This window comes from Streptomyces sp. MB09-01 (assembly GCF_033794505.1).
GTDB lineage: Bacteria > Actinomycetota > Actinomycetes > Streptomycetales > Streptomycetaceae > Streptomyces.
In genome coordinates, this window is the sequence record NZ_JARAYQ010000028.1 from 1 (window position 1) to 19,516 (window position 19,516).

General features: G+C 71.2%; 22 protein-coding genes. 11 read left to right on the top strand and 11 right to left on the bottom strand.

Translation table 11 applies throughout. From position 1 onward, the window contains the following. Positions 1-145: 145 nt before the first annotated feature. Positions 146-802, top strand: coding sequence for a class I SAM-dependent methyltransferase (locus tag PV721_RS09000; protein ID WP_319722320.1), 657 nt, complete (start codon positions 146-148; stop codon positions 800-802). 87 nt (positions 803-889) lie between these two features. After that, complete coding sequence (locus PV721_RS09005; protein WP_319722321.1) at positions 890-1,324, top strand: hypothetical protein; 435 nt, start codon at positions 890-892, stop codon at positions 1,322-1,324. Between the two features lie 18 nt (positions 1,325-1,342). Here the strand turns inward: PV721_RS09005 and PV721_RS09010 are convergent, their stop codons facing one another. Both PV721_RS09010 and PV721_RS09015 read right to left on the bottom strand, forming a co-directional pair. Continuing rightward, entirely contained in the window at positions 1,343-2,563 is a 1,221-nt protein-coding gene (locus PV721_RS09010) for a cytochrome P450 (protein ID WP_319722366.1), read from the bottom strand. 169 nt (positions 2,564-2,732) lie between these two features. Continuing rightward, on the bottom strand, positions 2,733-3,824 hold the full coding sequence (locus tag PV721_RS09015; RefSeq protein ID WP_319722322.1) for a sugar ABC transporter substrate-binding protein: 1,092 nt from the start codon (positions 3,822-3,824) through the stop codon (positions 2,733-2,735). A 295-nt stretch (positions 3,825-4,119) separates the two neighbouring features. Between PV721_RS09015 and PV721_RS09020 the strand changes: the two genes are divergently transcribed. Next, positions 4,120-4,830 carry an intradiol ring-cleavage dioxygenase gene (locus PV721_RS09020; RefSeq protein ID WP_319722323.1) on the top strand — a complete coding sequence of 237 codons (711 nt, stop codon included), beginning with the start codon at positions 4,120-4,122 and terminating at the stop codon, positions 4,828-4,830. 106 nt (positions 4,831-4,936) lie between these two features. Here the strand turns inward: PV721_RS09020 and PV721_RS09025 are convergent, their stop codons facing one another. Further along, the gene (locus tag PV721_RS09025) at positions 4,937-5,347 is read right to left on the bottom strand and encodes an SgcJ/EcaC family oxidoreductase (RefSeq protein ID WP_319722324.1); all 411 of its coding nucleotides are present in this window, start codon (positions 5,345-5,347) and stop codon (positions 4,937-4,939) included. A 24-nt stretch (positions 5,348-5,371) separates the two neighbouring features. Here PV721_RS09025 and PV721_RS09030 point away from each other — a divergent pair, with 24 nt between their 5' ends. The 4 genes from PV721_RS09030 to PV721_RS09045 all read left to right on the top strand — a co-directional run bounded on the left by PV721_RS09030 (position 5,372) and on the right by PV721_RS09045 (position 7,934). Continuing rightward, a complete protein-coding gene (locus tag PV721_RS09030; RefSeq protein ID WP_319722325.1) occupies positions 5,372-5,809 on the top strand; it encodes a helix-turn-helix domain-containing protein in 438 nt (145 codons plus the stop codon). 195 nt (positions 5,810-6,004) lie between these two features. Further along, a complete protein-coding gene (locus tag PV721_RS09035) occupies positions 6,005-6,364 on the top strand; it encodes a hypothetical protein (RefSeq protein ID WP_319722326.1) in 360 nt (119 codons plus the stop codon). 275 nt (positions 6,365-6,639) lie between these two features. After that, positions 6,640-7,458, top strand: a complete 819-nt coding sequence (locus PV721_RS09040; protein WP_319722327.1) for an FAD-dependent monooxygenase — start codon at positions 6,640-6,642, stop codon at positions 7,456-7,458. Further along, entirely contained in the window at positions 7,407-7,934 is a 528-nt protein-coding gene (locus tag PV721_RS09045; protein WP_319722367.1) for an FAD-dependent monooxygenase, read from the top strand. The genes PV721_RS09040 and PV721_RS09045 overlap by 52 nt, the downstream gene beginning before the upstream one ends. 94 nt (positions 7,935-8,028) lie before the next feature. Here the strand turns inward: PV721_RS09045 and PV721_RS09050 are convergent, their stop codons facing one another. Beyond that, entirely contained in the window at positions 8,029-8,427 is a 399-nt protein-coding gene (locus tag PV721_RS09050) for a peptidase inhibitor family I36 protein (RefSeq protein WP_319722328.1), read from the bottom strand. An 87-nt stretch (positions 8,428-8,514) separates the two neighbouring features. Further along, on the bottom strand, positions 8,515-9,453 hold the full coding sequence (locus PV721_RS09055) for a hypothetical protein (RefSeq protein WP_319722329.1): 939 nt from the start codon (positions 9,451-9,453) through the stop codon (positions 8,515-8,517). Between the two features lie 128 nt (positions 9,454-9,581). On the opposite strand from PV721_RS09055, the gene PV721_RS09060 reads away from it, so the two are divergent. Then, positions 9,582-10,712: a LuxR C-terminal-related transcriptional regulator gene (locus PV721_RS09060; protein WP_319722330.1), complete on the top strand. Its 1,131-nt coding sequence runs from the start codon at positions 9,582-9,584 to the stop codon at positions 10,710-10,712. Positions 10,713-10,818: 106 nt separating this feature from the next. Here PV721_RS09060 and PV721_RS09065 read toward each other — a convergent pair whose 3' ends face one another. Then, positions 10,819-11,370 (bottom strand): hypothetical protein, encoded by a 552-nt coding sequence (locus PV721_RS09065; protein ID WP_319722331.1) that lies wholly within the window; start codon positions 11,368-11,370, stop codon positions 10,819-10,821. 157 nt (positions 11,371-11,527) lie between these two features. Between PV721_RS09065 and PV721_RS09070 the strand changes: the two genes are divergently transcribed. Next, the gene (locus tag PV721_RS09070; protein ID WP_319722332.1) at positions 11,528-12,493 is read left to right on the top strand and encodes a glycosyltransferase family 2 protein; all 966 of its coding nucleotides are present in this window, start codon (positions 11,528-11,530) and stop codon (positions 12,491-12,493) included. A 5-nt stretch (positions 12,494-12,498) separates the two neighbouring features. On the opposite strand, the gene PV721_RS09075 is transcribed toward PV721_RS09070, so the two are convergent. The 5 genes from PV721_RS09075 to PV721_RS09095 form a co-directional block, all read right to left on the bottom strand. After that, the gene (locus tag PV721_RS09075) at positions 12,499-13,710 is read right to left on the bottom strand and encodes a hypothetical protein (RefSeq protein WP_319722333.1); all 1,212 of its coding nucleotides are present in this window, start codon (positions 13,708-13,710) and stop codon (positions 12,499-12,501) included. 363 nt (positions 13,711-14,073) lie between these two features. Continuing rightward, positions 14,074-14,688 carry a flavodoxin family protein gene (locus tag PV721_RS09080; protein ID WP_319722334.1) on the bottom strand — a complete coding sequence of 205 codons (615 nt, stop codon included), beginning with the start codon at positions 14,686-14,688 and terminating at the stop codon, positions 14,074-14,076. 247 nt (positions 14,689-14,935) lie between these two features. Next, positions 14,936-15,838, bottom strand: coding sequence for an arginase family protein (locus PV721_RS09085; protein ID WP_319722335.1), 903 nt, complete (start codon positions 15,836-15,838; stop codon positions 14,936-14,938). A gap of 100 nt (positions 15,839-15,938) precedes the next feature. Next, complete coding sequence (locus PV721_RS09090) at positions 15,939-16,601, bottom strand: nucleoside/nucleotide kinase family protein (RefSeq protein ID WP_319722336.1); 663 nt, start codon at positions 16,599-16,601, stop codon at positions 15,939-15,941. A gap of 20 nt (positions 16,602-16,621) precedes the next feature. Further along, on the bottom strand, positions 16,622-17,464 hold the full coding sequence (locus PV721_RS09095; RefSeq protein WP_319722337.1) for a class I SAM-dependent methyltransferase: 843 nt from the start codon (positions 17,462-17,464) through the stop codon (positions 16,622-16,624). A gap of 143 nt (positions 17,465-17,607) precedes the next feature. Between PV721_RS09095 and PV721_RS09100 the strand changes: the two genes are divergently transcribed. Together PV721_RS09100 and PV721_RS09105 are read left to right on the top strand one after the other, a co-directional pair. Beyond that, a complete protein-coding gene (locus PV721_RS09100; RefSeq protein WP_319722368.1) occupies positions 17,608-18,222 on the top strand; it encodes a TetR/AcrR family transcriptional regulator in 615 nt (204 codons plus the stop codon). Continuing rightward, entirely contained in the window at positions 18,219-19,412 is a 1,194-nt protein-coding gene (locus PV721_RS09105; RefSeq protein WP_319722338.1) for a GDSL-type esterase/lipase family protein, read from the top strand. The genes PV721_RS09100 and PV721_RS09105 overlap by 4 nt, the downstream gene beginning before the upstream one ends. The last annotated feature ends 104 nt before the right edge of the window (positions 19,413-19,516 follow it).

Consider the following 19,516-nt stretch of genomic DNA (forward strand, 5'->3'; position numbering starts at 1 on the left):
GCACACCGTCGACGCCTACCTCCGCCGCATCCGCGCCAAGCTCAACATCAACAGCACCGCCGAAATGACCCGCATGGCCATCGCCCTCGGACTCTGACATTGACGCCGTCGCTCCGATGTCAGAGGGTCCTGAGAACCTGGAGCCATGACGGACCGTACCGAGTTGATTACCGCCTACTGGGATGCCGCCGCGGCAACCTTCGACGAGCAGCCCGACCACGGGCTGAGGACTGACGACACGCGCGCCGCGTGGGCCCGGCTCCTGCGGTCGGTGATGCCGGACCATCCGGTCGACGTTCTCGACATCGGCTGCGGCACCGGATCGGTGTCCCTGCTGCTGGCCGAGTCCGGGCACCGGCCCACCGGTGTCGACCTGGCGCCGCGCATGATCGAGCAGGCCCGCACGAAGTTCGAGACCGCCGGCTTTGCGGGCCGTTTCCTGATCGGCGACGCCATGGCTCCCCCGACCGGGGAAGAGCTCTTCGATGTCGTGCTGTCGCGGCACCTGGTGTGGACACTCCCCGATCCGGAGACTGCCTTGCGGGAGTGGGTGACGCGTGTACGGCCGGGAGGCCGGCTGGTGCTGGTCGAGGGGCGCTGGGGTGAGGCGGGTCAGAAGGAGGCCCCGTATGTGGCCGGCGCCGAATCACTACCGTGGAACGGCGGACTCAGCGCCGAAGCCCTTGCTGCGGCCGTACGCCCGCTTGCCGCCCGCGTGCGCGTGGAACTGCTCAGCGGCAACCCGGACCTGTGGGGTGGCCCGGTGGACGACGAGCGGTACGTCCTGGTCGCCGAGCTGTGACGGGCCGAGGCGGCCGGCCCGCGGCGGCCGGCCCAGCCGGGCCTTCCCGGCGGGGGCGCGGTCCGACCGGTCAGGCATCATGCATCCGTGAGCACCATCGTGAAGTTCTTCGTGGCACCGGACGGTGCGTCGGCCGCCCTCGCCCTCGGGGCCGGACCGGGACGCGCTTTCGAGCCCCTTTCGTTCGGCAACTTCGATGCCGACGAGGCCGTGGTCGAGTGGGAATGCCTCATCTCCGGAGGCAGGTTCGAAGAGCTCCTGGAGGCGGGTGAACCGCGAATCGTCGCCGGCGAGGACGATGACGGATGCGTCGTCTTCGCTCTGTCCGGCCGTCTGGTGGACGCTCTGGCCGAGGCGGAGCCTGCGCGGCTGCACGAGGTAGCCGCGGAGTGGGCCCGGCAGCGGGCAGAAGACGGCGCGGCGATCGATGCTGATGTGGCCCGCGAGATGCTGGGGAGTCTTGGTGTCCTGGCGCGCGGCACGAAAGAACACGGCCACGGCTTGTACTGCTGGGTCGCGTAGGAGTCGGGGTTGGACCGGCTAGCCTCCGGGGGTGAAGGTCACCGGCAGGGCCAGGGGGCCGCGCAGGCCCCCGGGACGCCAGCGGATCTTGTCGGGCGCTACGGCGAGGGCGAGTCCGGGCAGCCGGCGCAGGGCCGTGCCGATGGCGATCTGCCCTTCCAGGCGGGCCAGCGGCGCGCCCAGGCAGTAGTGGATGCCGTGCCCGAAGGCGAGGTGGGCGTTGTCCTGCCGGGTGATGTCCAGCTGGTCGGGGTCGGCGAACCGCGCCGGGTCGCGGTCGGCGATGGCCGAGGCGATCAGTACGGTCGCGCCCCGCGGGATGGTCACGCCCGCGATCTCGGTGTCTTCGCGCGCGAACCGGGCGATGCCGGGGCTGACCGGTCCGTCGTAGCGGAGGAACTCCTCGATCGCGCCCGGCAGCAGCTCGGGGTCGGAGCGCAGCCGGTCGAGCTGGTCGGGGTGGGCGAGCAGCATGGCGATGCCGCCGCCGATCAGGTTGACCGTGGTGATGTAGCCGGCGACCAGCAGCAGGAACACCATGGCGATCAGCTCGTCCTCGGTCAGCTGCTGTTCCTGGTCCCGGGCGGTGATGAGGCCGCTGAGCAGGTCGTCGCCCGGGGCTTCCCGTTTGGCCCGGATCAGCCCGGTCAGATAAGCGCGCATGTGCTGCCACGCCTCGTTCACCACGGCCGGGTCCGGCGGCTCCGCTCCGCGCATGATCATGCGGTCCGTCCAGCGCTGGAAGTCGTGACGGTCGTCCACCGGCACTCCGAGCAGTTCGCTGATCGCCGTGACCGGGAGCGGTAGCGCGAAGTCCGCCACGAGATCGGCGCGGCCGGACGGGACGACCTCTTCCAGCAGCCGGTCGGCGACGGACTGGATCCGGGGCCGCATCCCCGCCACCCTGCGGGCGGTGAACGCCTTGGAGACCAGGCGGCGCAGGCGGGTGTGGTCGGGCGGGTCGCTGCGGAGCATGTTGCTCAGCATCGACTCGCGCTCCGTTGCGGGCAGCTGTTGCAGGAGCCGGGTGTCCGAGGCGTCGCGTACGTCGCTGCTGAGACGGGGCTCGGAGAGGGCCGCGAGTCCGTCGTCGTAGCGGGTGACGAGCCAGGCCTCCAGGCCTCCCGCGATGACGACGCGGCGTACGGGGCCGTCCTCGCGCAGTTGCCGGTACAGCGGGAAGGGGTCCGAGACGAAGGCCGGATCGGCGTAGGGCAGAAGGACCGGACGCTCGCTCATCATGCCTCCAGAAGTACTTCGCCTTCTCGTGGAGCGTGATGATATACGCGCATGTTTCCCTGAATGCCGCTTTCCAGCCATCCCGGTTGGTGTCCGCCTCGGCCCCTGCGGACCGCACCGGCAGCACGCCCCGGCAGGGCCGCCCGGGCGTGCCGGGCCCGGCCGTCCGTTAGTTCAGGCCTATCTCTTCGCACGTGGCCTTGACCCTGTCGACGCAGATCTCCTCGACGGTGAAGACACCGTCGAGGACCACGGTGCTCCTGATGTTGTCCCTGGTCACGGAGGTGCCGGGAATGAGCACCGCCGGCACGCGCTTGCTGGTCGGGCTGCTGACCACCTGGTTGATGATTCCGTCGATCTTCTCGCCCTGGGCGAGCTTGACGGCGAGCTCCGCGGCGGCCTCGGCCTCGCGGGCGTACGGCTTGTAGACGCTCATGTACTGCTCGCCCGCGACGATGCGCTGCACACCGGCGAGTTCCGCGTCCTGGCCGGTGACCGGGGGCAGCGGGTGCACGCCTGCGGCCTTGAGGGCGGTGATGATGCCGCCCGCCATGCCGTCGTTGGCGGAGTAGACACCGACGATCTTGTCCTTGCCGAGTGCGGAGAGCGCGGCCGCCATGTTGCTGTTGGCGTTCTCCGGCTTCCACTCGACGGTGTCGTACTCCTTGCCGACGGTCACCTTGCCTTCGAGGACGGATCTGGCGCCGGTTCTGAACTGTGCGGCGTTCGGGTCGGTGACCGCGCCGTTCATCATGACGATCTTCCCGGTCCTGGCCTTGTCGCCCAGGGCCTCCAGCAGGGCCTTGCCCTGGACACGGCCGACGTCTTCGTTGTCGAAGGAGGTGTACGCGTCGATCGGGCCCTCCGCCAGGCGGTCGTAGGCGACGACCGAGATGCCCGCGCCCTTGGCCTTCGTCACGGCCCCGGCGATCGACTTGGAGTCCACCGCGTCGATGATCAGAACGTCGACCTTGTTCTCGATCATCGTGTCGACCTGGGCGCTCTGCTTCGCCGCATCCCCCATGGCGTTGGCGTAGACCACTTTCCCCTTGCCGAGCGTCATGAGGGCGACCTTCTTCTCGATCAGGGGCTTGTCGAACTTCTCGTAGCGTGCGGTCTCGCTCTCGGGGAGCAGGAGGCCGACCGTGACCGCACCATCACTCCCGCTGTCGCTCTCGTCCGCGCCACCGCAAGCGGCGAGCGTGACGGTGAGCGCCGAAACAGCCAGTCCAACGGCGGCACGACCCAGATTCGCGTTCACGAAGTGAACCTCCCTGACGGGGCCGTGTCCTTACGGCCGAGGTGGGGGCAGTCAACTTGGCCCTCCCACTGCCGTCAAGAAGTGAATTGTTAACGACCTGGCAACGTTGTCGTGGCGCCTCTGCAAATCGCCCATGCCGGCCTTTTGTCCCCTACCCGCACCCTGAACTTCTGACGTCACGTCAACTTGTGAAGGGTCATCGCGGCAGGTTCGGGCCGGGACGAGGGGTGCGGCACCGCAGGTCCCCGGTGTGTCGGTACGGACCGTCACCCGTGCCGTCCGGCACGGTTGACGCATGGCCGAGAACGACATCAGCCGGACCAGCCGTCGTGCTGTTCTACGGGCGGCCGGAACGGCCGGGGCCGCCGCGCTGGCCGCGGCCTGCGCCGGACCGGCCGGCACCCCCGGCGCCGCGGCCCGGCCGTCGGCCTCGGCACCCCGACCGGCCAAGGCCAGCAGTACCCCCGCCCCGGCCTGTGTGCTCAGCACCGAGGCGGGCGCGGGCCCGTACTACGTGGACCTGGACCGGGTGCGGTCGGACATCACCGAGGGCCTGGGCGGAGTGCCGTTCCGGCTGGACCTGACGGTGGTCCGGGTGTCGGCGGGCTGCCGGCCACTCGCGGCCGCGGGCGTGGACGTGTGGCACGCCGACGCCTCGGGCGACTACTCCACCGGCAAGGCCACCTTCCTGCGCGGCACTCAGGTCACCGACGACGCCGGCCGATGCGTGTTCCGCACGATCGTGCCCGGCTGGTACGCGGGCCTGGCACCGCACATCCACTTCAAGGTGCACCCCGACGCCCGGACCGAAACGACCTCGCAGTTCTTCTTCCCCGAGGACCTCCTGGCGAAGGTGTACGCGCGCCAGCCCTACGCCCGGCGCCGCGCACCGGAGCACCCCAACCAGCGGGACAGCCGCTACAGGGCAGCCGGCGCCACCATGACGCTGGCCGCCTCGCCCGACGGCGACGGCTACCGTGCCGCGTACACCGTGGGAATCGCCTGAGCCGGGCGCCCGGCGCCCAGCCCCAGCACCCGCTGCCAGGTGCCCGCTCCCCGCTGCCCGTCCGAGGACGGAACCGGTACGCGGAACGGGGGCGCGGCCTCGCCCGTCAGGCGGGCGAGGTGCCGAACGGGTTGTCGATGACGTAGCGCCACAGACCGTCCGGGCCGCGCCGGGCGACGTCCGTGGCGGTTCCGGTCAGCCGGACGGTCGCGCCGTCGGGGCCGGTGCCCTCGATGTGCCAGTCGACGACGAGCAGCGCGAGGTCACCGGCCGTGTACGTGTGGCGGGGGCTCACCTGGATCGGCAGCCCCAGCGCGAGGAACTCGGCCGTGGCCGAGACCAGTGCGGTGCCCGTCAGCGGGGTTCCGGGCCGTGGGACGAAGACGGCGTCCGGTTCGTACACCCGGGCCACTGCCGCCGGGTCACCGGTGTTGAAGGCCGCGGCGAAGACGGCCGGATGTTGCCGCGGATCGGTGGTCAGGACGACAGTGGGCGCATGATCGCGTTCGAAGCTCATGACCACAGCCAAGCCGGGGCCGGAATGGGTCACCAAACGGAAAGTCACGCCGGCCGATGGGACACCGAGCTGGTCCCGGACGCCGGCGGCCGGACCCTGCGACCGGAGCCGGACTGCCCGGTGGAGCTGGCGCTCGCGGCCGTGTCCGGGCGCTGGACCACACTCGTGCTGCGGGAACTGATGGGCGGACCGCTGTCGTTCGGGGCGCTTTCGGCCCGGCTGCCCGACATCAGCCCGAAGGTTCTCACCGAGCGGCTGAGGACGCTGGAGGGGCGGGGTCTCGCCGTCCGGGAGCGGCTGGCGGGGTTCCCCGTACGCACGCGCTACGGTCTGACGGCGGCGGGTGCGGCCTTGCGGCCCCTGCTGGTCGAGCTGTACCGGACCGGTGTGGAGCTGGCGGAGGCAGGGGCCGCGGCAGAGGCGGGCCAGGGCTCCGGGAGGGTACCCGGTCCAGTAGCCTGAACGCGTTCAACCGTAGGGGCGCGGACATGACGCCATGAGGGATGCCCGAGGGATGCCATGAGGGGGGACGCTGTGAGAGCCATCGCGGCGAGCGGCAGAGACACCGCGCCCGGCCGAGCTGCTCGTGCAGGGGCTCCCGGTGGCCCCCGTGAGGGTGCCCGGGACTGGGTTCACCCGTGGCAGTTCGGGCTCGCCGTGTGCGCCCTGCTCGCCCCCGTGCCGCCGGCGTTCGTTTTCGGCGCCTACACGGAGGGCATCGGCTACGCCGTTCTCCTCATCGTCACGGCCGCGCTGGTGGCGTGGCCGCTGTTCCTGCGCCACCGCCGCGCGGCCTTCGTACGGGCCTCGGCGATAGGCGGGCTCGTACTCATGATGTGGTCGTACGTAGGGGCCCTGGGCGGGCTGGGCGTCTTCTTCCTGTCGGTGCCCCTGATGTGGCTGGCCGCCTTCGCGGACCCGCGCCGCAGGCCGGTGCCCGCGGCCGTCATGACCGGGGCCGGGGCCCTCCTGATGGTGGCGATGGCGACCGTGCCCGGCTTCTGGTGGCGCGTCTGACCGGGCGGGATCCGGGCCCGTCCCGCACCCGACGTGGCGTGGCGTCGCATCGCTTGCGGTCGTCCGGCGGACCTCCCCGCTGGAGTCGGGCGCATCACCCCGGCCCCTCGCCCCCGGCGGCCTGGTCACCGCCGTCACCTCACCGGCGACGCTCCGGCAGACTCGGGAGAGCAGGAGGATGGGGGCATGCCCGCGGCAGACACCGGGGTGGAAGTACTGATCGTCGGCGGCGGGCCGGTCGGGCTCACCGCCCGGGCGCTGCTCGACGCTGGGGCGTGCGGACCCTGCTGGTCGAGAAGCACCCCGAGCTGTCACCCTTCCCCCGGTTCCGGCTGGTCAACACGCGCTCGACGGAGATCTTCCGCCGGATGGGCATCGCTGCCGAGATCACGGGCAACGCCTTCCCCAGGGAATTCGGCCGGATCCGTTTCCGCGACACGCTGCACGACGGCGACTTCGCCACCGCGGCGATGGTCGGCGTCAACGCCCCGATCCCCGAAAACCCCGTGATCGGCGTGGCGACCTCGCAGGACCGGTTGGAACCCACCCTGCTCGCCGCGGCGGACGCACCCGTGCGGTTCGGGGTCGAGCTCCTCGACCTGGCCGAAGAACCCGAGGACGTCATGGCCCATGTCGTCGACCACCGACACGGTGGAGGGACGCGCGCCCGTGCGCGCTACGTCCTCGCCGCAGACGGGGCGAACTCCACCGTCCGGCAGCGGCTGGGAATCGACACGACCGGCCCCGGTGCGATGGCGGCCGTCACCACCGTCGTGTTCGACGCCGACCTCCACACCTGGTGCGCCGGCCAGCCCGCCGGGGTTTACTTCACCGCCCACGGATCGTTCCTCCCGCTCTACCCCGAAGGGGGCCGGGCCTGGCTCGCTCCCACGCCCGAAGACCCGGACCGCGCGGACTGGGCCGATCTCGTCTCGCGCGCCCTCGGCCCCGGCGCCGCCGTACGAGCCGACGTATTGCGTGTGCTGCACTGGGTGATGAACGCGCGTTCGTCGCCGAACGCTTCCGACACGGCCGGATCCTGCTGGCCGGCGATCCCGCTCACGCGCTCCCCATCATCGGCGGCCTGGGCATGAACACGGGCATCTCCGATGTGCACAACCCCTGCTGGAAACTGGCCGGACTTCTCCGCGGGTGGGCCGGAGCCGGCCTGTTGGGGACTCACGCGACGGAACGACAACCCGCCAGAGCGACGATGGAGCACCGCGCACGTCGAACTGCCCTGGTCGCAGCGGTATTTCGCCCAGCTCGGGCTCGTACTCGGGGTCGCCCACCGCTCTGCCGCCGTCCTCACCGACGGCAGTCCCCCGCCCGATCTCGGCGACCTGGGCACGGACTACGTCCCCACTGCGGCACTGGGCCACCGCATGCCTCACCTCTGGCTCGGGGCCGACCGCTCGACGCTCGACGCCTTCGACGAATGGTTCACCCTGCTCACCCCGGACCCCACCCGTGGGAGCAGCGCACCGCCGCACCATGCCCGCTGCACGTCGGGAGCCTTGCCGCCGAACAACCGACCTCTGCGGCGTCTCCCCCGAGGGAGCCCTGCTGATCCGGCTGTGTCCGCTCTTCCGTGAAGGCTCACGCAAGGGCGGACACAGCCACGTGCTTCCGCTCGGATCAGCGGGCCGGTCGGGCAGGGCCCGTCAGCACTCACCGCCCCAGCGGTGGGACGAGCCCCGGTCGGCAGGGTTGGCGTTCGGGTACCAGCCCTCGTCCCCGAAGTGCAGGCAGGCGATCTGACCGGAGTAGTTGTAGCCGTCGTAGATGCGCACGTGGTCGCAACCGGCGCACGACGTACCGTTGTTGCGCCACGACCGGTCGTCGTTGTCGATGTTCGCCCCGTTGGACAGGTAGTTGTCCGACCAGTTGGCGTCGTTGCCGGACCACGAGGCGCTCGGGCCGTCGTAGTTGGTCAAGTACCACGCGCAGAAGTTCCCGCTCGCGCAGGCGCCCGTGCCCGCCGTGGCCGGGGCCGCGGTCATCAGTCCGAGGCCCAGAGTGGCGACCAGGGCGAAGAGTAAGCCGACGATCTTGGATCGCATGAGTGCTGCCCTTCTTGTTCGTCCGTTGTGCTTCTTCTGATTCACCGCGCCCGCTGTCGGGTGCGGAGCTGGGGGCGGGCGGGCGGTTCAGCGGGCGTCGTCGACCAGCTGCCGGGCGCACGGCAGGGCTGCCGCGGCGAGACGGTCACGAGTGCGGATCGCGTCCCCGTGCGTCTGCTCGAGCTGGGCGCGGTACCGCTGTTCCACCCGCGTGGCCGAGGTCACCAGACCGGTGGTACGGGCGCATGCCGCCTCAGCTTCCGCGGCGGCGCGTTCGCGCGCCAGCTCGGTCTCGGTCGGGACCTCGCGCGCCGCGGCCGAGGCCTTGACCCGCAGTTCCTGCGGGTCCTTGACCGTCCAGTCGTGGCCGGCCATGCACGCGGACCAGTCCTTCACCGCCGCCACGTAGGCCGGGTCTTCGAGGGCCTTCGACTGCCAGACGGTCTTCAGGTTCTCGACGGTCCGCGCGGCTTTGAACCAGGCCGGGTAGTCCCCGTACAGCCGTCGGCGCGCTTCGGCCAGGCACCCGCTGTCGTTCGTGGCGATCCGGAACCCACTGGGCAGTGTCACCTTGATCCGCTGCCGCTCGGAGCCCGTCATCGCCACGGAGTAGGCGGCCCTCTGTGACGCGTCCAGCCCTTGGAAGTAGACCCGGTTCGGATCCTTTTCGGCGCGGCTCAGCAGCTCCCGGTCCAGGTCGGTGCCGAATCCGTGCGTACGGGCGAACTCCGTGTCGTCGATGCCGTAGGGGAAGTCCGGCTGGCGGGGCAGCTGTTCGGCCGGCGGGACGACGGTGTACCGGAATCCCTTGGCCTCCATGCACGGACCGATGAGCAGCGACTCCGCGTGCTCCAGCGTTTCCCACTGCGCGGCGGTCGGCTCCCGCGGTGGCTCACCGGCGGGGGCGCTGCCGGCAGCCGTGCAGCCGAGGCCACCGATGGTGACCGCCGCTGTCGCCGCCGCAACAGCGGCGCCAGCGGCGGGCAGGCGCCCCGCTCTCCTGCGCGCAGGCCGGTTTCCAGACATGCCATCCCCCGCCCCGGCCGCTTCGCCACCTGGTGTGGCGCAGAACGAAGCCTGCCCTGCTGTCCGGTGAGGTTCGATCCCAAGAAGTGGGGGTTTCGCCGGGCGGCGCAACGCGGTAACAGACCCGCGTGACCCCATCGAACGCAGGCTTACCCAGCGGCGCCGAGTTGCGCCGGGCCCACAGGCGGATCGAGGAGCTGTGCCGGGAACTGCCGGATCCGATGACCTTGTTCAGCCGATTGAACGACATCGTTCCCGCGGTCGTGCAAGCCGACGGGGTGTGCGGGCTGACGCTGGATCCGACCACGCTCCTGCACACCGGCGGCTTTCACGAAAGGGGCGTACCGCACACCCACCTGCCCCGGCTCCTGGAGATCGAGTACGGTGAAGAGGACGTCAACCACTTCCCCGACCTGGTCAGGTCCGGCCGGCTCGCTGCCGGTCTGTGGCAGGCCACGCGCCAGTGCCCGCACCGCAGCACCCGGTACCGCGACGTCTACCGCCCGACCGGAATGGGCGACGAGATGCGCGTGCTCCTGCGCAGTCGTCACACGGTGTGGGGCGCTCTGGTCCTGCACCGCGGCGCCGACCGGGCGCCGTTCACCGACGACGAGACCGCGGTCCTGTCCTCGCTCGCACCGGCCGTCGCCCAAGGGCTGCGCCGCGCGTACGTCCGCCACGACGCCACCGCCGCCAGTGCCGCCGCCACCGCGGAAACCCTCGCCGCTCCGGGCCTGCTGACCTTCGAACCCGACGGCGGGATCGAGTCGGTCACCCCTGCCGGTCATCTGTGGCTCGACCAGCTCGGCACCGTTCCGGTCCGGGCGGGCCGGCTTCCGCAGCCGGTCCTGCACCTGTCCAGCCGGGCCCGTACGTCGGGCGACGCGTGCGTGCACGTACGCGGCGCGGCGGGCCGGCGGATATCTCTCACCGCCACCCGCATGGACGCGGAGGGACGCGTGGCAGTCATCATCCAGGCCGGCCGACCCGAGCAGACGATCGGGATCCTGATGGACGCGTACGACCTCACCGCACGCGAACAGGACGTCGCGCAACTGGTCGTCTACGGCATGTCCCACGCGGAGATCGCGGGGCGGCTCGGCATCTCCCAGCACACCGTCAGGGACCACCTCAAGAAGGTCTTCGACAAGACCGGTGTGAACAGCCGCGGCAGATTGCTGCGGCTCCTCTACTTCAGCCACTACCAGCCCGACGTCGAGACCGGGCGCGCCATGGGAACCCACGGCTGGCTCAGCTGATCCCACAGCCCCGAGGACGTTCCGCAACACACCGGGGGTGCACTCCGTCCGGTGCCCGGGAACGGTCCGCCCCGTCGGTGTCACACCGACGGGGCCGGGCGGTGTGTCAGAGGGCGCTCTTCGTCGCGCTGTCGACGGAGCACTTCTTGTACTCGCTGCCGTCGCCCTTCCCGGTGTACGCCGTCTTGGCCTCGGCCTGTGCGGAGGCACCCGCCTTGACGGTGAGTGCGCTGACCCTGGCCTGGGCGGAGGTCGCGGTCGAGGTGGCGTCGCCGCTGAACTTCATGGTGATGTTGTAGGTGTAGTCCACCGAACCGCTGTTGGTGACGGTGAGCCGGGCGACCAGGTTCTTGCCCGAGTCGTCCAGCTTGCAGCTGTCGATCCGGATGTCGCGCTCGGCCTTGTTCTTGCTGCTGGAACCGCCGGTGACGGAGGTACCGCCGGAGGTGCTGCTGCCGCTGGTGCTGCTGCTGTCGCTGCCACCCCCGCTGGTGCTGCTGCTGTCGCTGCCACCACTGCTGGTGCCCCCGCTGGAGCTGCTGGAGCTCGAGCCGTGGCTGCTGCCGCCGCAGCTGGCGCCGTGGGAGCCACGGGCTCCGGTGAGTGCGACGATGGCGATGCCGAAGACGGCGATCGCGCGGACATGGCGAAGCTTCACGTTCAACCCCGTTGAAAATGTCAGTGACCGAAAGGGCCCGCCTTGACGGGCACACGTCACCCTAACAGCGGACGCCGGATGCCTTGTCCGGGCCCACGCCGACGGCACGGCAGCGCTCCGGTTCCTCAAAATGCCGGGTCCAGGCGCTTCGCGCATCATGAGTGCTGTGCATGACCCACACAGTGGCCCGGTCCGTCTGTCGATCGTGGTTCCCGTCTTCAACGAGGAGGAGGCCCTGCCTGTTCTGGCGGCGCGGCTCCGGCCCGTCCTGGACGGGTGCGGGGAACCGTACGAGGTACTCACCGTCGATGACGGCTCGACCGACAAGACTCCCCGCCTGCTGGAAGATCTGCGCCATGTCTGGCCGCAGCTCCGCGTCGTGACGCTCCGGCGGAACAGCGGCCACCAGGCGGCCCTCACCGCCGGACTGCACCGTGCCCGTGGCGCCTATGTGATCAGCATGGACGCGGACCTCCAGGACCCGCCGGAAGTCATCCCGGACATGCTCGCCCTGGCCCGGGCGGACGGCCTGGACGTCGTCTACGGCATCCGTATGGACCGCTCCACCGACACCGGTTTCAAACGCCGGACGGCCGCCGCCTACTACTGGCTCATGCGCCGCCTGGCGGGCTCCTACGTACCCGCTCAGGCCGGCGACTTCCGCCTGCTCTCCCGCCCGGTGGTGGAGACCCTCAAAACCCTGCCCGAGCAGCAGCAGATCTACCGCCTGCTCATTCCCTGGCTCGGTTTTCCCGGCGGCCAGATCACCTACCAGCGCGGAGAGCGGGTGGCGGGCACGACCAAATATCCCCTGCACAAGATGATCCTCCTGGCGCTGGACAGCATCACCAGCTTCTCGGCGGTCCCGTTGCGGCTGGCCACGGCGCTCGGCGCCTTCAGTCTCGCCGTCTGCCTCGCGTTCCTCACCTGGACCCTTGTCGCCTACGTCACGGGGAACACCCTCCCCGGCTGGACCTCCCTGATCATCACGATCCTGTTCTTCGGCGCCGTCCAGCTCTTCTGCGTGGGAATGCTCGGCGAGTACGTGGCCCGCATCTACACGGCCGTCCAGGCCCGGCCCACCTATTTCGTCGCCCGTGACACGGACGAAGAACAGCGGTAGGCCGGTCAGACCAGCACTCCGGCGAAGAACATCGCCCCCAAGAGGGCGTACTGGACCGCGCAGCAGGCCAACAACGGCACCTGAACCCATCGGGGCATGCGCCTGACCAGAATGAGCCCGACGAACATCTGCGCGTGATTGCGGTACCACGACATCTCCGCGCCGGCGAAGAACGGCGCCAGGAAGATCGCCACCGTCAGGATCAGGGCGGCCCATTCCTCGACCTCGAGCCGGCGGTTCCGGACGAGCAGAGCGGCAGCCGTGGCCAGTACGAGCAGCACGAAGGCGAGGTTCAGCCAGAGCTGCGTCCTGTGCGCCTCAAGAGCGTGCTCCACCAGCCACGGCAGATGGCCCTCGGGCGTGTACCAGTCCCTGAACGGGAAAGCGTAGGCCTGCCTCATCGCGTCGAAGGGCTGGTGCAGGCCGCCTTGCCGGTAACTGGATTCCTGGAGGATCTCGTACGCGTCCCAGCGGCCCGTGGCCTGCCACATCAGCCATTTGGCCCAGAGCACGCCGCAGCCGGCGAGAGCCGCCGACAACCCGGCCTTCGCCAAACGAATGGGCCACCTGTCGGTTTGCCACGCGAAGAACACACTCGACGCCAGCATGCCGACGGCTACGGCGCCGACCGGATAGCAGGAGGCCGCCACGAAACCGCCGGCAGCAGCGAGCCCCCAGGAGCCGCGCTTCACTCCGGCTGTGCAGACGAGCAGTGCCAACGTTCCGGTGGCGATCGGGAACAGGGCATGGAGGTAGATGCCGCCCGGGAATACGGTACCGATGGCGAGGGTGAGGCCGGTGGCCCAGGTGAGCCGGGCGCCGAGCAGCCACCACAGCACCGCGAACATGCCGAGCAGGGACACTTCGGTGACGACTACGGCGGACCACTCATGGGAGAGCCCGGTGGCGGAGACCGCCCGGACGGACATGGGATACCCGGGGAACCAGGCAACGTTTCCGCACATGACGTCGCGGAAGTTCGGGTAGCGGTCCCGGCACCAGAACATCTCGTAGCCGGTCCTGGCAATGGACAGGTAGTGCGCGGAATCCCAGCGACTGCGACCGGCGGTGGACCAGTACGCCACTTTGGATCCATCACCGGCAACGGATGCCGTCGCGACCGTCCAGGTGACGAGGTTCGTGATCAGCCAGGCGACGACCGGTGGCAGCAGGGACTGGCGCCAATCGCGGCCCGCCGGCCGGGTCGGTTCCACCATCTCCAGCCCCGCGATCGTCTCGTCGGCGGTCTCGGCCCCGCTCGGAGGGGAGGTCCGCGATCCGCCGCACGGCCTGGCCGGGCGGAAGGGAGCCCTGGCCGCCCGTACGGTGCCGTGCTTCACGATCAGTCTGGCGAAGGCCTCGCGGAGGTGCATCCGGAAGTACTCCGCCGGCCCGGGCGTCTCTCTCGGGCCACCGCGCCGATCGGGTGAAGCTGCCGCGACGTGGACCGCGGCCACGCCGGCTTCAGCTCCCCGGGTCCGTGTCGCGCGGAGCGGCGGCGGGCTGCCCGGACCGGCCGGGTCCGGGCGGCCCGCGCGCGGCGGATGCGGAGGCCGCGGGCAGGGGTGGAACGCGTGGTGCTACTGGCCCGCGGGCTCCTCCTCGAACGGGAAGCGGGCGAGTGGGGCCTCGCCGTGGAAGAACGTCTTGGCGCGGACCATGGCGCGTTCGTCGTTCTTCACCTGGCCGGGGCGCGAGCCGTTGCCGAACAGCACCCCTCCGAATCGCATGTGCATGTAGGCCGCCGAGTTGTTGAGGCTGGTCACCAGGCCGTCGGCGACCGCCTCGTCACGATCAGCCATGACCGTGACCCCCCACAGGGTCCGGCCCGCCATCCGCTGCTTGAAGTCGGAGCCGGGCGTCGTCAGCCAGCCCGACCAGTAGTCGAGGTAGCGCTTGGTGTGCGCGGAGAGGGAGTACCAGTAGAGGGGCGAGGCGATGACGATGTCGGTGGCCTCCAGGGTGGCCCGGCGCAGCAGTTCCTCGTTCTCGTCGACGGTCCGGGAAGGGCTCTCGTGGCGGCCGTCCTCGAAATCGGGCAGCGGCAGCGTGGCCAGGTCCACCCAACGCCGGGGCACTTCGGCGGGGAGCTGTTCGGCGGCAGCCCGCGCGAGCATCTCGGTGTTGCCGTCCGCGCGGGAGCTGCCGAGGACGAAGAGGAACGAGCGGTCGGTGGCGGGCGTCTCGGTCGGCATGTCTGCTCCGGCTGTTGGACCCCCGGGTGCGGGGGTGGGTATGGATTCGATCTTCGCCTCCAACACCACGGACCTGCACGGCTATTCCGGCGGGCCCGCCGCCGCTCGCGGCGAAGAACTCCGCGATGTGCGCGGTGCGTACGGCGTCACCGTCACCGTCACCGTCACTGAAGACGAGCGGGCGGGGCCGTTGATCCGCCGGATCTCGGAACTCCGTTCGTACGGAGGGCGGTTCAGTTCGGCGCTCTCAGCGCGTGTGGTCGGTCCCCGCCCGTGCCGACAGTCCAGTGCGCAGACATGCGGTGAGGCGGGCCGCGATGGTCCCGTCGGGGTCGAGGCTGGGGTTGAGGATCGTGACGTCGAGCCCGACGGCGCGTTCGTCGGCCAGTGCCGTGCGCAGCACGCTCTCCAGCTCCGACCAGGTCAGCCCGCCTGGGATGCGGTAGTCGACGGCGGGCATGACCGCGTCGTCCAGGACGTCGACGTCGAGGTGGACCCAGTAGCCGGCGCTGTCGTCGTGCGTGAGGTGGCTGATCGCCTCGCGCACGGCGCCGACGGCGCCGGCCGCGCGCACACCGTCGAGGTCGATCGCACGCAGCTGCGGCGGCAGCGGCTGCATCCCGGCCTCGTGGGACTCCGCGGAGTCGCGGAATCCGAAGGCCACGACGTCCTCGTCGCGCAGCAGGGGCCCGCGGCCTTCGAGGTCGGTGAGCAGCCGGGGGCCGCGGCCCGTGGCCAGGGCGAGTTCCATCGAGGCCGCCTCGCCGGTCGGCTCCGCCGCGGGCTGGTAGAAGTCGGTGTGGCCGTCGAGGAACAGCAGGCCGTAGCGGCCCCGGCGGCGCAGGGCGAGGAGGTTGCCGAGCAGGACGGTGCAGTCGCCGCCGAGGACGACGGGGAAGCGGTCGGCGTCGAGGACGGCCCCGACCGCGTCGGCCAGCCGGACGGAGTACCGGGCGATGCCTGCGGGGTTGAGGACCTGGGTGTCGGGGTCCCGCCGCGGGTCGTACGCCGGTGCGTCGACCCGGCCGGCGTGCACGACGCCGGGGTGGTCCGCCAGACCGGCATCGAGCAGCGCCGCGGGCAGGTACTGGACGCCGGACGGGCGCAGCCCGAGCACGGACGGTGCCTCGATGATCGCGATTTCGCGCACGGAACCATGATCCCGCACGGGGGAGACCGTGCCGAGTCGAGCCGTGCGCGCTTCCTTTCCGTGTTCGTGTTCGTGCTCGTGCTCGTGCTCGTGCTCGTCGTCAGCCGGTGTCGAGGACGAGGTCGGCGCGGTGTCGGCCCGGGGCGATGAGGCGGGCGTTCGCCTCGTCCGAGCGGTCCACCCACTCGCGCGCGTACGCCGGCTCCTTGCCGTGGCGTACGTGCCGGTCGACCAGGCGCCGGACGCGCAGGTCCTCGTCCGGGGCGAGGTACCAGGCCTCGTCCAGCAGCGGCCTCACCGCCGCCCACTCCCCCGCCTCGTGCAGCAGGTAGTTCCCCTCGGTGATCACCAGCGGTACGGCCGGGGCCACGGGGATGCTGCCCGCGATCGGCTGCTCCAGGGAGCGGTCGAAGGCGGGTGCGTACACCGTGCCCCCCTCGGACGCGCGCAGGCGGTGCAGCAGGGAGACGTACCCGGCCGCGTCGAAGGTGTCCGGGGCGCCCTTGCGGTCGGCGAGCCCCAACCGGATCAGCTCGGCCTGGGCGAGGTGGAACCCGTCCATCGGGACCACCACGGCCGTCTCCGGGCCGAGCGCTTCGGCGAGCCGGGCGGCCAGCGTCGACTTGCCGGCCCCCGGTGGCCCGGCGATGCCCAGGATCCGCCGGCTGCCCCGTGAGGCCGGCCCGTCCGCTCCCGTCGGCCCGGCAGGCCCGGCCAGCCCGGCCGCTCTCCGTACCAGCTCCGTGGTCGTCTGCACCCGCATGCGCACATCCTGCCCGAGGATCACGCACCTGTGGGAGCCCCGCCCTTCCACCCCCAGGCCGTGAGCATGCCCGGTGACAGACCGGTGCAGCGAGGGGAATCCAGGTAGCGCACGGCTTCGTCGATCTGTCCGTCGTCGACGAGGCCGGTTCCCACCATGGCTTCGCGTGCCCGCTCCCAGGTCTCGGCCCAGAACCTGCTGATCGTGCTGCCCGGCAGGAGCGGTGGTACGTGGATCTCGGCGGCCACGGATTCCAGCCCGGCCTCGCGCAGCAGATCGAGATGGCCGGGTACCCGTGACACGTCGGTACCGATGCTGTCGTGCAGCCCCTGCCACATGGCCCGCATGGCGCGGGTGTACGGCGTGACGGGCGCCGACCCGGTCGTCAGGTCGACCGCGTCGCTGACGACCAGTACGCCGCCGGGTGCGAGCAGGCCGCTCAGCTTGGCGATCATGCGCTGCGGGGACGGCAGGTGCATGAGGACGAACCGGGCGTGGACCAGGTGGAAGAGGCCCGGGGCGAAGTCGTCCGCGGTGACGTCCGCCTCCAGCACCGTCAGTCCTGGCGCGGGGTGCGCCGCGAGGAACCGTACGTCGCGGTCCACCGCGAGGACCGAGGCTACGCCCGCTTCGTCCAGCAGGCCGCGCGCCACCGTGCCGGTTCCGGCACCCACGTCCAGGCAGTTCCAGCCCGGGCCGGCTCCCAGCAGGCGCAGCCGGGCCAGGGTCGTCGCGTCGTAGGTGAGGGCTCCGAGGTCGATGCGGTCGCCCTCGCCGCCTTCCTCGGGCCGGAAGACCCGCTCGCCGTAGCGCCCCTCGCCCGGGGAGCTCGCGTCCTCCGACGACAGCCCTGCGTCAGTCATGCGCCGATTGTCCCTCGGACCGCCCGTGCGGGCGCGCCCGCACGCGCCGCCGCTGCCGGCAACGCCCTCGTAGGACCGTCACACCAGTTTGCCTAAATGCTTTAGGTAGCTTAACAATGGCTTAGGAAAACGGGAGGATGATTATGGCGCGGGTGGGCCTGACCACGGAACGGCTGACCCGGGCGGGGGCGGAGCTCGCCGACGAGGTCGGGTTCGACCAGGTGACCGTCTCGGCTCTCGCCCGGCGCTTCGACGTCAAGGTGGCGAGCCTGTACTCGCACGTGAAGAACTCCCAGGACCTCAAGACCCGGATCGCGCTCCTCGCCCTGGAGGAACTCGCCGACCGGGTCGCCGCGGCCCTCGCGGGGCGGGCCGGCAAGGACGCCCTGACCGCGTTCGCGAACGTCTACCGCGACTACGCCCGGGAGCACCCCGGACGCTACGCCGCAGCCCAGCTGAGGCTCAGCCCGGAGGAGGCGGCCGCCAGCGCGGGGCCCAGGCACGCACGGATGACCCGGGCGATCCTGCGCGGCTACGACCTGACGGAACCCGACCAGACCCACGCCGTCCGGCTCCTGGGCAGCGTCTTCCACGGCTACGTGAGCCTGGAGCTGGGCGGGAGCTTCAGCCACAGCGCCCCCGACGCACAGGAATCCTGGTCACGGGTCCTCGACGCCCTCGACGCCCTGCTGCGGAACTGGCCCGCGCCCACCGGCGGCCCCGGTCCGACCACTCGGAACAACAGGCTGGAGCCATGAGCACCGCACCCCGCACCGCATCCGACCGGATCACCACGCCCATCACGTCCGACCTCCTGCGCGGCGCCCTCGATCTGGAGCGGACGGCACACGGCGTGCTGCCGCACCGGCTGCCCGCCCGGGCCCGCGCCCAGTGCACCGACGGCCAACTGGCCATGGCGGAGGCCCAGCCCTCCGGTGTACGCGTGGTCCTGCGCACCCGGGCCACCGTCATCGAGCTGGACGCGCTGCGCACCAAGCGGGCCTACCGGGGCGCCCCGCCCCGCCCCGACGGCGTCTACGACCTCCTCGTCGACGGACACCTGGCCGGGCAGGCCGGCGTGACCGGCGGCAACCTGCTGACGGTGGACATGGCCACCGGATCCACGGAGACCCGGCCCGGTCCGGTCGGCACCGCCCGGTTCGCCGGCCTCCCCGACCGTGTCAAGGACGTCGAGATCTGGCTGCCGTACAACGAGACGACCGAGCTGGTCGCCCTGCGCACCGATGCCCCCGTCGAACCCGTGCCCGACCGGGGTCGGCCGCGGTGGGTCCACCACGGCAGCTCGATCAGCCACGGCTCCGACGCGGCGAGCCCGAGCACGACCTGGCCGGCCGTCGCCGGCTTCCTCGGCGGTGCGGAGCTGACCAACCTCGGCCTGGGCGGCAGCGCCCTGCTCGACCCGTTCACCGCACGCGCGCTGCGCGACACCCCCGCCGACCTGATCAGCGTCAAGATCGGGATCAACCTCGTCAACACCGACCTGATGCGGCTGCGCGCCTTCGGCCCGGCGGTGCACGGCTTCCTCGACACCGTCCGCGAAGGCCACCCCACCGTGCCCCTCCTGGTCGTCTCGCCCATCCTCTGCCCCATTCACGAGGACACGCCCGGACCCAGCGCCCCGGACTTCGAGGAGCTGAGAGAGGGCCGGCTCCGCTTCCGGGCCGCGGGCGACCCCGCGGAACGGGCGGCCGGAAAACTGACCCTGGGCGTCGTCCGGGACGAACTCGTCCGCGTCGTGCGGCAGCGGGCGCCCGAGGACCCCAACCTGCACTACCTGGACGGCCGGGCCCTCTACGGCGAAGCGGACTTCGCCGAGCTGCCGCTGCCCGACCAGCTCCACCCGGACGCCGCCACGCACCGTCGCATGGGCGAGCGCTTCGCCGCGCTGGCCTTCGCCTCCGACGGCCCGTTCGCCGCCCACGGCTGACCGGGGTCCACGGGTGACCGGGGTCCACGGGTGACCGGGATCGACGGGTGACCGGGGTCCGCGTCCTCGACGTGGGCGCCGGCGCGTCGGCGCCGTTGCGCGTG